Genomic DNA, 11446 nt, shown 5'->3' on the forward strand with positions numbered 1-11446 from the left:
CCGCTCCCACAAGGACGGCGATGATCCCTGTGGGAGCGGGCTTGACCCGCGATGAATGCGAAGCGGATTTACTGCTGCGCCACCTTCTCCGACTTGCCGTCATAGCGCTTGCGCCACTCGGCCAGAATGCTGTCGCGGTTCTTCGATGCCCAGCCGAAGTCGTTCTTGATCAGACGCTGCTCGTAATCGGCCGGCAACTCGGTCTGCGGCTTGGCAATGCCCGGCTGCGCCAGCACCGCGAAGTTCTCCTTGTACAGCTCCATCGCCGCCGGGCTCGCCGAGAAGTCGGCCAGGCGCTTGGCCGCGGCTTCATGCTGACTGCCCTTGATCAGCGCAGTGGCCTCGATCTCCCAGCCCAGGCCTTCCTTGGGCAGCACGATATCCAGCGGCGCGCCCTGGCGCTTGAGCTGCACCGCCGGGTACTCGAACGAGATGCCGATCGGGAACTCTCCCGCCGCCGCCAGCTTGCACGGCTTGGAACCGGAGTGAACGTACTGGCCGATGTTCTGGTGCAGCTCGTCCATGTACTGCCAGCCCTGCTTCTCGCCGAAGGTCTGCAGCCATGCGCTCACATCCAGAAAACCGGTGCCGGACGAGGCCGGGTTGGGCATCACGATCTTGCCCTTGTACTCGGGCTTGGTCAGGTCCTGCCAGCTCACCGGCTTGCTCAGCCCCTGCTTCTCGGCCTCGATGGTGTTGAAGCAGATGGTCGCCGCCCACACGTCCATGCCCACCCACGCCGGCGGGTTGGCCGCATCGCGGTAGTTGGCGCCGATCTTGTCCAGGTCCTTGGGGGCATAGGTCTGCAGCATGCCCTGCTGGTCGAGGATCGCCAGGCTCGACGCCGCCAGGCCCCACACCGCGTCGGCCTGCGGGCGATCCTTCTCGGCCAGCAGCTTGGCGGTGATGATGCCGGTGGAGTCACGCACCCACTTGATCTCGATATCCGGGTTGGCCTTCTCGAAGGCCTGCTTGTAGGTCTTGAGCTGTTCGGCCTCCAGCGCGGTGTACACGGTGAGCTGGGTGTCGGCGGCCTGGGCCTGCACGGTCACGGCAGCGAGCACGGCAGCGGCAAGAGCAAGTGGCTTGAACATGGTGCGGTTCCTTTGAGCAGTACAGGGTTGGAAGAGCAATCAGTGGCCCGGCGCGCGCTGGCGCCAGGCCTGGGAGCGTTTGAGCAGGCCACGCGAGGCCCACGCCAGCAGCAGTGACACGCCGGCGCTGGTCAGCAGGATCAGGGTGGACATGGCGGCGGCACCGCCGACGTTGCCGGCATCGTCCATGTTCAGTACCGCCACCGCGGCCAGGATGGTGTCGGGGCTGTAGAGGAAGATGGCCGCCGACACGGTGGTCATCGCCGAGACGAACAGGTAGCGGATGATGTCCAGCAGCGCTGGCAGGCAGATCGGCACGGTAACCCGCGCAAAGTGGCGGTACAGCGGGGCCTTGAGCGACAGCGCGGCGGCCTCGAACTCGCTGTCGAGCTGGCGCAGTGCAGTGGTGGCGGTCATCTGCGCGGTGGTCAGATAGTGCGCGATGGTGCACACCACCAGCAGCGTCATGCTGCCGTAGAACACATGCAGCGGGTTGCCCGGCAGGTTGAAGAAGAACACGTAGCCCAGCCCCAGCACCAACCCCGGCACGGCCATCGGCACGAAGCTGAGCAGGCGCAGCAGCAGGTTGAGACGGCCTCTGGTCTTCTCCATCAGGTAGGCGCCGCTGAAGATCACCGCGCTGCCGATCAGGGCGGTGCCCAGCGCCATGGTGATGCTGTTGCGGTAGGCCAGCCAGCCGCCGCCGGCGGTGTCGTCGAACTGGTAGTGCTTGAGCGACAGCGACAGGTTGTAGGGCCAGAACTTGACCAGCGAGGAGTACACCGCCATGCCCACCACCAGCAGCAGAATGGCGCACACCAGCAGCACGATGGCCAGGAAGCACGCATCTCGCCGGCGGCTGGGGGCCGGCTCGAACACCTGGGCGCGACCGCTCATGGCATCGCCCTGGCGCCGGCGCAGCCAGGCATCCACCGCAAAGCTGAGCAGCGCCGGCACCAGCAGCACCATGCCGATCAGTGCACCACGGCCGAACTGCTGCTGGCCCACCACCGCCTTGTAGGCTTCCAGCGCCAGCACCTGGTAGTCGCCACCCACTACTACCGGCACGCCGAAGTCGGTGATGGTGAGGGTGAACACCAGGCAGAACGCGGCGAACACGGCCTGGCGTGTGGCCGGCCAGGTGATGCTGGTGAACGCGCGGCGTGGCCCGGCGCCCATGCTGGAGGCCGCATCGAACAACCGTGCATCGGCCAGCGACAGTGCCGAGAGCAGGATCATCAGCGCATGCGGGAAGGTGTAGATGGCCTCGCCCAGCACGATGCCCCAGAAGCCATAGATATTGTCGCTGAGCAGCCCGCGCAGCAGGCCCTGGTTACCGAACAGGTACACCAGCGCGATGGCCGGCAGCATCGAAGGCGCCAGCAGCGGCAGCAGCGAGATCCCGCGCCATATGCGCTTGCCCGGAATCAGCGTGCGTTGCAGCGCATAGGCGAACAGGTAGGCGGTGGGCACCACGATGGCCGCCACGCTCAGCGCGACGGTGAGGCTGTTGCCCAGCAGCCAGTGGAAGTTGGCGCTGGCGAACAGTTCGCGGGCCGCGACCAGCCCGCCGCCCTGCCCGGCATCGCTGCTGAAGCCGCGCCAGAAGATCGCCAGCAACGGCAGCAGCACCGCGACGGTCAGCAGGACCAGCAACAACCATTTGCCGCCGGTCACGAACAGGCGATCACCCAGCGCGACGCCGCCGGTGGTCTTGGCCTTCGCAGGTGCGATCGGCAGGCTCATCGGCGCGCCCATGTCAGGCAAACACCTGCAGGCTGCGCGGCGGCAAGGCCACCCAGATATCCTGCGAGCCCAGGCGCGGCATCGATTCGGGCGCCACCTCGGCGGTGAGTGCGTGGCCAGGCAGTTGGTTGAACTCGAAACTCATGCGGCAGCGATTGCCAAGGAAGGTGATTTCCCGCACGCGGGCCGGGAACAGGTTTTCTTCATGCACCGGCGGGTTGACGCTGATCGCCTCGGGGCGGCAGAACAACCGGCCACTGTTGGCCGCGCCCGCACCGGGGGCCAGGCGCAGGTTCATGTCACCTACCTGGGCATGGCTGTCGCTGCGCTGCTGGAATGGCAGCCAGTTGCCCTGGCCGACGAACTCGGCCACGAACGGCGTGGCCGGCTTGTCGTAGATGGCCTGCGGGGTGTCGTACTGCTCGACCTGGCCGTTGTTCATCACCGCGATGCGGTCGGCCATGAGCATGGCCTCGTCCTGGTTGTGGGTGACCATCAGGGTGGTGATGCCAAGTTGGCGTTGCAACTGACGCAGCTCGCTGCACAGGTGGTCGCGCACGCGGGCATCGAGGGCCGACATGGGTTCGTCGAGCAGCAGCAAGGAGGGTGCCGGGGCGAGTGCGCGGGCCAGGGCCACACGTTGTTGCTGGCCGCCGGAGAGCTGGCCGGGGTACTTCTTCTCGCTGCCGCGCAGGCCGACCAGGTCGAGCATGTCGGCCACGCGCTGACGGGATTCGTCGCGGCTGCTGGCGGTCAGGCCGTAGGCGATGTTGGCTTCGACGGTGAGGTTGGGGAACAGCGCGTAGGACTGGAACAGAATGCCGTAGTCGCGGGCCTGGGGCGGCAGCTCGGAAATGTCGCGGTCACCGATGTAGAGGGTGCCACGGTCCTGGCGTTCGAGCCCGGCGATGCAGCGCAGCAGGGTGGTCTTGCCGCAGCCGGAAGGGCCGAGCAGGCACACCAGTTCGCCGGCGGCGATGTCCAGGGACACGTCGTGCAGCGCGGTGAAGGCGCCGAAGCGTTTGTGGATGCCGCGCACTTTCATCTGTGCGCCGGGGGTTGCGAGTGCGTTGTTCATGCCGGGACCTCACTGAACGAGTGAGGGCCATGCTAGGCGGGCAATGCGAAGGTTCTGTGGCGGTGGGGCAAAAGCGGATGATAGTGGTATAGGCAGATTTTGTAGGGCTGCTGCGCAGCCCATCGCGGGTCAAGCCCGCTCCCACAACGATCTTGTGGGAGCGGGCTTGACCCGCGATGGCTATGGACCAGACGCCGATACTTCCTGGGCCAAGCCGAGAAAGGCAGCAGGCAACCGCGCCTGGCGCCGTTCCTTGAGGCAGTACAGGTACTCATGCATCACCGGCGCACCCTCCAGCGCCAGCACCTTCAGCTCCGGGTTATGCGGCACCTCGTGGCGGGCGATGATGCTGATGCCGATGTTGCGCAGCACCGCCTCGCGGATCGACTCGCGGCTGCCGATCTCCAGCAGCGAGCCCACCTTAACCCCCGCCTCGTCGAGCATCTGCTCGGTGAGCCGGCGCGTGGTCGAGCCCTGTTCGCGCATCAGCAGGCAATGCCCGCCCAGCGCACTCAGCGGCACCGCCTCACGCGAGGCCAGGGGATGGTTGCGGTGCACTGCCACCACCAGCGGGTCGACGCCCAGCACCCGCCGCACTAGGCGCGCATCCTCCACCAGCTGTGACGAGGCGGCCATGTCCACGCGGTAATCCTCCAGCCACTCCAGCACCTGCTGCGAGTTGCCGATCTCCACCGACAGCTCCACCTGCGGCAGGCGCTCGCGGAAGATCTTCACCAGGTCGAGAATGTAGTACGGCGCCGTGGCCGCAATGCGCAGGCCGCCCTGCCCCTGGCCGCTGTTGCGCAGGAAGAACTCGATATCCGACTCCTGCTGCATCAGCGCCTTGACCATCGGCATCAGCCGCGTGCCGTCGTCGCTCAGGGTCAGGCGGCGACCGCCGCGAAAGAACAGCTCGACCCCGTACTGGGCCTCCAGGTTGCGGATCTGCGTGGTCACCGTCGGCTGGCTGAGCCCGAGTTTCTTCGCCGCCAGGGTAATGCTGCCCAGGCGGGCCACCATGTAGAACGCCTTCAACTCGGAACTCAACATACCGCCTCTTACTTTCTGAGCAGGCGCAAGCCGTTGAATACCACCAGCAAGCTCACGCCCATGTCGGCGAACACCGCCATCCACAAGGTCGCCATGCCGGTGAAGGTGATCGCCAGGAAGATCGCCTTGATGCCCAGGGCCAGAACGATGTTCTGCACCAGGATCGCCGCGCTTTGCCGCGAGAGCCTGACGAACGCCGGGATTTTGCGCAAGTCGTCATCCATCAGTGCCACGTCTGCGGTTTCGATGGCGGTGTCGGTACCGGCCGCCGCCATGGCAAACCCGATCTCGGCCCGCGCCAGCGCCGGGGCATCGTTGATGCCGTCGCCGACCATGCCGACCCGATGGCCCTGGGCGTACAGGTCTTCGATGGCCTTGAGCTTGTCGGCCGGCAGCAGGTTGCCGCGAGCCTCATCGATGCCCACCTGCGCGGCGATGGCCTCGGCGGTGTGCGGATTGTCGCCGGTGAGCATGACGGTCTTGATACCCAGTGCATGCAACTGCGCAATCGCCTCGCGGCTGCTTTCCTTGACCGTATCGGCCACGGCGAACAGCGCCAGCGGGCCGGAGGCGTCGAGCAGCAGCACCACGGTCTTGCCCTGGCGCTCCAGCTCATCGAGCTGGGCTTCCAGTTCGGGCGAGCACAGGCCCAGTTCCTCGACCAGGCGATGGTTGCCCAGGTGGTACAGCACGCCGTCGATCTTGCCGCCCACGCCACGGCCCATCAGGGCCTGAAACTCGCTGACCTCGGCCAGCGGCTTATCGGCGTACTGCTGTGCGATGGCCATCGACACCGGGTGATCGGAACGAGCGCCCAGGCTCGCGGCGATGTGCTGGGCACGGTCTTCGAAGCGCGCATCGAGCACGCGGTAGTCGGTTTGCACCGGTTTGCCGTGGGTGATGGTGCCGGTCTTGTCCAGCGCCAGGAAGCTGAGCTTGCGCCCGCCCTCCAGGTACACGCCGCCCTTGATCAGGATGCCCTTGCGCGCTGCGGCGGCCAGGCCGCTGACGATGGTCACCGGGGTCGAGATCACCAGCGCGCACGGGCACGCCACCACCAGCAGCACCAGCGCACGGTAGATCCAGTCGAACCACAGGCCGCCGAAGAACAGCGGTGCCACCACGGCCACCGCCAGTGCCAGCACGAACACCACCGGGGTGTAGATGCGCGAGAACTGGTCGACGAAGCGCTGGGTCGGGGCGCGGGCGCCCTGGGCTTGCTCCACGGCCTTGATGATGCGGGCCAGGGTCGACTGGCCGGCGGCGGCGGTCACGCGGTACTCCAGCGCACCGGACTGGTTGATGGTGCCGGCGAACACCTTGTCGCCGGGGCCCTTCTCCACCGGCAGGCTTTCGCCGGTGATCGGCGCCTGGTCGATGCTGGACTGGCCTTGCAGCACTTCGCCGTCCAGGCCGATACGTTCGCCTGGGCGCACGCGCACGGTGGCGCCAAGGGCCACCTGGCGCACGTCGACCTCCTGCCATTGGCCGTCGGCCTGGCGCACGGTGGCCAGGTCCGGGGCCAGTTGCATCAGGCCGCCGATGGCGTTGCGTGCACGGTCCAGCGAGCGCGCCTCGATCAGTTCGGCCAGGGTGAACAGCACCATCACCATGGCCGCTTCCGGCCACTGGCCGATCAGCACGGCGCCGGTCACGGCGATGCTCATCAGTGCGTTGATGTTCAGGTTGCGGTTCTTCAGGGCAATCCAGCCCTTCTTGTAGGTGCCCAGGCCGCAGCCGAGGATGGCCGCCAGCGCCAGCAGGGCCACGGCCCATTCCGGGGCGGCATTGGTGAAGTGGACGATCTCGGCGGCGAGTGCGGCGACACCGGACAGCGCCAGCGGCCACCAGGCTTTCTTCGGCGCAGCCCCTGCGTCGCTGCCGGCCTCGCCCGCATCGTCGAGCGGTTCGGCGTGCATGCCCAGCGAGGTGATCGCCTGCTCGATGCCGCGGGTGTCGGGGTGGGTATGCGTGACGCCGAGGATACGGTTGATCAGGTTGAATTCCAGCTGCTCGACGCCGTCGAGCTTGCCCAGCTTGTTCTGGATCAGGGTCTGCTCGGTCGGGCAGTCCATGGCCTCGATCCGGAAGCGGCTCAGCCGCGCATCGCTGCTGGTGGTTTCACGCAGCTGCACCAGGGCCGGTGCGGCGGCGCCGGAGCAGCAGCTGCCGTGGGCAGGCGCGGGGCTGGCGTGGTCGTGGTCCGCGTGGTCGTGGGCATGATCGTGGCTATGTTCATGCTTGTGATCATGCGCGTGGCCGACGTGGTCGGGGCTGACAGGCTGGTTCATGTGGTTCATCCCTAAAGGTCCTGTTGCCAAGTGAACACCCTGTAGCCACTATAGGGTCAAGCAACCAACCGAGGTATTTTGCAGATGAAGATCGGAGAGCTGGCCAGGGCCACCGACTGCCCGGTGGAAACCATTCGCTACTACGAGCGTGAAAGCCTCTTGCCAGAGCCTGCGCGCAGCGAGGGCAACTACCGGCTGTATACCCAGGCGCACGTGGAGCGGCTGACCTTCATCCGCAACTGCCGCACGTTGGACATGACCCTGGAAGAGATCCGCAGCCTGCTGCGCCTGCGCGACAGCCCGGAGGACCAGTGCGAAAGCGTGAATGCGCTGATCGACGAGCATATCCAGCACGTGAAGGCGCGCATCGACGGGTTGGTGGCATTGCAGGGGCAGTTGCTGGAGTTGCGCCAGCATTGCCGGGCGCAGGAAACGCAGTGCTCGATCCTGCAGCATCTGGAGGTGAACGGTGCGGTGACAGCCCCGGAGGCGGAGCATTCGCATGTGGGGCGCAGCCATGGGCACTGACTGAGGGCCCTTTCGCCAGCAAGGCTGGCTCCTACAGGGGATCGCGGTGATCCTTGTAGGAGCCAGCCTTGCTGTCGAAGCGGTATGGCGCGCTTAAACCGCCATCGGCGCCGTCATCGGCGCATGGTGCTCGTAGCCTTCCAGGCTGAAGTCGCTCGGTTCGATCTTCTCCAGCCACTCAGGCTCGTACACACCCGTCTTGGCATACTCCGGCACACGGTCGGAGATCACCAGCCTGGGCGCCGCCAGCGGCTCGCGCTTGAGCTGTTCGGTGAGCATGTCCAGGTGGTTCTCATACACGTGCGCATCACCGATGAAGTAGGTGAACCAGCGCGGCGTGTAGCCGGTCAGGCGGCCCACCAGCGACAGCAGCGCGGCGCCTTCGGTGAGGTTGAACGGCGTGCCCAGGCCCAGGTCGTTGGAGCGGATGTAGAGGGTCAGGGAAATCTCCTTGGTCTCCACGTTCGGGTGAAACTGATAAAGCAGGTGGCACGGCGGCAACGCCATCTCGTCCAGCTGCGCACAGTTCCAGCCATGGAACAGGATGCGGCGGCTGCCCGGGTCGTTGTGGATGGTGTCGATGCACTGGCGAATCTGGTCGATGGCCTTGTACAGCACCACGAACGCCTCGCCCTCTTCTTCTGCCTCGGCAATCTTCACGAAGCCATTGCTCTGCGCCAGCTCGATGGCCGCCGGGTTGCTCAGCGGGATGCGCTTGTAGGCCGGCCACTGGCGCCATTGCACGCCGTAGATCTCGCCCAGGTCGTCATGCCCCTGGCGGAACGGGTTGGCCAGCCACTGGGCGTTCTCGTTGGCGTTCTGGTCCCAGACCTTGCAGCCCAGTTCACGGAATTCGCCGGCGTTCTTCACGCCACGCAGAAAGCCCACCATTTCGCCGATCGCCGACTTGAACGCCAGACGGCGGGTGGTGATGGCCGGGAAACCCTTCTGCAGGTCGAAACGCAGCATGGCGCCCGGCAGGCTGATGGTGCGCACGCCGGTACGGTTGCCCTGCAGGGTACCGTTCTCGATCACATCACGCACCAGCTCTAGATATTGCTTCATGTCTTACCTGTCTCGATACCGGCAGGGGCCAGGCCCCTGCCGGGAAAATTAAAGCGCGGCGCCCTTGGCACTCGGCGCGCGGCGGTAGGCCAGCCAGATCAGCGCGATACCGGCGACGATCATCGGCACGCACAGCACCTGACCCATGGTCAGCCAGCCGAAGGCCAGGTAACCCAGCTGCGCATCCGGCACCCGCACGAACTCGACGATGAAGCGGAAGATGCCGTAGAACAGCGCGAACATCCCGGAAACCGCCATGGTCGGGCGCGGTTTGCGCGAGTACAGCCACAGAATCAGGAATAGTGCCACACCTTCCAGGGCGAACTGGTACAGCTGCGACGGGTGACGCGGCAATTGCGCCGGGTCGCTGAACGGCGGGAACACCATGGCCCACGGCACGTCGGTGGCCTTGCCCCACAGCTCGGCGTTGATGAAGTTGCCGATGCGCCCGGCACCCAGGCCGATCGGCACCAGCGGCGCAACGAAGTCCATCAGCTCGAAGAACGACTTGTTGTTGCGCTTGCCGAACCACAGCGCCGCCAGCATCACGCCGATGAAGCCGCCATGGAACGACATGCCGCCCTTCCACACCTCGAAGATCAGCGTCGGGTTGGCCAGGTACGCGCTCAGGTCATAGAACAGCACGTAGCCCAGGCGCCCGCCGACAATCACGCCCATGGACAGCCAGAACACCAGGTCGGAGAGTTTCTCGCGGCTCCAGGTGGGGTCGAAGCGGTGCAGCCGGCGCGACGCCAGCAGCCACGCGCCGCCGATGCCGATCAGGTACATCAGGCCGTACCAGTGGATTTTCAGCGGCCCGATGGCCAGTGCCACGGGATCGATCTGCGGGTAAGGCAGCATGGTGACTCCTCTCGTTAAAGCAAAAAGCTCAGGCCTACACAGAACAGCAGTGCGGCGAACAGCCGCTTGAGTAGGCGTGGCGACAGTTTATGCGCCAGGCGCGCACCGAAACGGGCAAAGAACATGCTGGTCAGGGCAATCCCGAGCAGCGCCGGCAAATACACGAAGCCCAGGCTGTTGGGCGGCAGGTGCGCCTCGTCCCAGCCCAGCACGATGAAACTCAGGGCACTGGCCACCGCAATCGGAAAACCACAGGCCGAGGACGTGGCCACCGCCTGCTGCATGGGCAGGCTGCGCCAGGTCAGGAAGGGCACGGTGAGCGAGCCGCCGCCGATGCCGAAGATCGCCGAGGCCCAGCCCACCACGCCGCCGGCGGCGGTCAGACCAAGCTTGCCGGGTACGCCGCGGCTGGCCTTGGGCTTGAGGTCCAGGGCCATCTGCACGGCCACCAGCAGGGCGAACACGCCGATGATCTTCTGCAGGTGCGGGCCCTGGATCAGCGAGGCGGTCTTGGCCCCGACCCCGGCGCCGAGCAGGATGCCCACGGTCATCCACACGAAGATCGGCCACTGCACCGCGCCACGGCGGTGGTGCTCGAGGATGGCGTTGACCGAGGTGAAGACAATGGTCGCCAGCGACGTGCCGACTGCCAGGTGGGTCAGCACCGAGGCGTCGAAGCCCTGCAGGGTGAAGCTCAGCACCAGCACCGGCACGATGATGATGCCGCCGCCCACGCCGAACAGCCCGGCCAGTACACCTGCACAGGCGCCCAGCACCAGATAGATCACAAATTCCATTGTCGACCCCCAAAATCAGTTCGGCATGGTAACGGAAGGTGGGCCTGTGGCTCTAGTGAAGACACGTTTAGTCGATGGATAGCGAACGCCAGTGTGGGTAGAGTGGCTGAAAACACTGGGAGCGAACCTATGTGTCTGATTGCTTTTGCATGGCGCCCGGGGCATGCCCGGCCGCTGATCGTCGCGGCCAACCGTGACGAGTTCTATGCCCGCCCCAGCCAGGCGCTGGGGGCGTGGGAGGATGCGCCGGGGGTATATGCCGGACGTGACCTGGAAGCTGGCGGCAGCTGGCTGGGGGTCGGACCGGGCGGGCGCTTTGCGGCGCTGACCAATATTCGGGACCCGCAGCAGGCGCAGGGTGCGCGCTCGCGCGGCGAGCTGGTGGCGGGGTTTCTGCGCGGCGAGCTGGGGGTGGAGGCTTACCTGGACCATGTGGCCAGCCGCAGCAGCCAGTATTCGGGATTCAACCTGCTGGTAGGGGACGCCGGGCAGCTGGGGTACCTGAATGCGCAGGAGGCGGCGCCGGTGCTGCTGGGCGAGGGGGTGTACGGCTTGTCGAATGCCGGGCTGGATACGCCGTGGCCGAAACTGCTGAAGATGCGGGCTGCGCTCGAAGACCAGCTGCAGGACCCGCGACCACAGCGGCTGCTGGCGTTGCTGGGGGATGAGCAGCAGGCCGAAGAGGCCGAGCTGCCGCAGACCGGTGTGGGGCTGGCGACCGAGCGGTTGCTGTCGAGCGTGTTCATTGCCAGCCAGAACTACGGGACGCGGGCGAGTACGGTGTTGATTGTCGAGGCGGATGGCAGCAGGTTGATGGTGGAGCGCAGCTTTGGGCCGTTTGGAGGGCAGCTGGGAGAGGTCACCCTGCAGGTTTGACGCTTTCGCCGGCAAGGCCGGCTCCTACATCGACCTCCTGTAGGAGCCGGCCTTGCCGGC

10 protein-coding genes are annotated in these 11446 nt (G+C 66.1%); 2 read left to right on the plus strand and 8 right to left on the minus strand.

Annotated elements, in window-relative coordinates; genetic code table 11:
- Positions 1 to 68 precede the first annotated feature (68 nt).
- The 5 genes from LOY33_RS24530 to LOY33_RS24550 form a co-directional block, all read right to left on the minus strand.
- Positions 69 to 1094 carry a putative 2-aminoethylphosphonate ABC transporter substrate-binding protein gene (locus LOY33_RS24530; protein WP_054915526.1) on the minus strand — a complete coding sequence of 342 codons (1026 nt, stop codon included), beginning with the start codon at positions 1092 to 1094 and terminating at the stop codon, positions 69 to 71.
- Positions 1095 to 1133: 39 nt separating this feature from the next.
- Complete coding sequence (locus LOY33_RS24535) at positions 1134 to 2852, minus strand: putative 2-aminoethylphosphonate ABC transporter permease subunit (RefSeq protein ID WP_043863458.1); 1719 nt, start codon at positions 2850 to 2852, stop codon at positions 1134 to 1136.
- 1 nt (position 2853) lies between these two features.
- The gene (locus LOY33_RS24540; protein ID WP_058541770.1) at positions 2854 to 3918 is read right to left on the minus strand and encodes a putative 2-aminoethylphosphonate ABC transporter ATP-binding protein; all 1065 of its coding nucleotides are present in this window, start codon (positions 3916 to 3918) and stop codon (positions 2854 to 2856) included.
- Between the two features lie 180 nt (positions 3919 to 4098).
- Entirely contained in the window at positions 4099 to 4968 is an 870-nt protein-coding gene (locus tag LOY33_RS24545; RefSeq protein ID WP_043863456.1) for a LysR family transcriptional regulator, read from the minus strand.
- An 8-nt stretch (positions 4969 to 4976) separates the two neighbouring features.
- Complete coding sequence (locus LOY33_RS24550; RefSeq protein ID WP_236176464.1) at positions 4977 to 7259, minus strand: heavy metal translocating P-type ATPase; 2283 nt, start codon at positions 7257 to 7259, stop codon at positions 4977 to 4979.
- Positions 7260 to 7343: 84 nt separating this feature from the next.
- On the opposite strand from LOY33_RS24550, the gene cadR reads away from it, so the two are divergent.
- Positions 7344 to 7787, plus strand: a complete 444-nt coding sequence (gene cadR, locus LOY33_RS24555; protein WP_043863455.1) for a Cd(II)/Pb(II)-responsive transcriptional regulator — start codon at positions 7344 to 7346, stop codon at positions 7785 to 7787.
- Positions 7788 to 7880: 93 nt separating this feature from the next.
- Here the strand turns inward: cadR and LOY33_RS24560 are convergent, their stop codons facing one another.
- Genes LOY33_RS24560 through LOY33_RS24570 form a run of 3 tightly spaced genes read right to left on the minus strand, consistent with a single transcriptional unit; the run spans position 7881 to position 10510 of the window.
- The gene (locus tag LOY33_RS24560) at positions 7881 to 8852 is read right to left on the minus strand and encodes a thymidylate synthase (RefSeq protein WP_088514635.1); all 972 of its coding nucleotides are present in this window, start codon (positions 8850 to 8852) and stop codon (positions 7881 to 7883) included.
- 48 nt (positions 8853 to 8900) lie between these two features.
- Positions 8901 to 9713, minus strand: coding sequence for a prolipoprotein diacylglyceryl transferase (lgt, locus tag LOY33_RS24565; protein ID WP_088514634.1), 813 nt, complete (start codon positions 9711 to 9713; stop codon positions 8901 to 8903).
- 14 nt (positions 9714 to 9727) lie between these two features.
- Positions 9728 to 10510, minus strand: coding sequence for a sulfite exporter TauE/SafE family protein (locus LOY33_RS24570; RefSeq protein WP_043863452.1), 783 nt, complete (start codon positions 10508 to 10510; stop codon positions 9728 to 9730).
- Between the two features lie 129 nt (positions 10511 to 10639).
- Between LOY33_RS24570 and LOY33_RS24575 the strand changes: the two genes are divergently transcribed.
- Positions 10640 to 11386: an NRDE family protein gene (locus tag LOY33_RS24575; RefSeq protein WP_054915521.1), complete on the plus strand. Its 747-nt coding sequence runs from the start codon at positions 10640 to 10642 to the stop codon at positions 11384 to 11386.
- Positions 11387 to 11446: the final 60 nt, after the last annotated feature.

It is taken from the genome of Pseudomonas sp. B21-036 (assembly GCF_024748925.1).
Lineage (GTDB): Bacteria > Pseudomonadota > Gammaproteobacteria > Pseudomonadales > Pseudomonadaceae > Aquipseudomonas > Aquipseudomonas palmensis.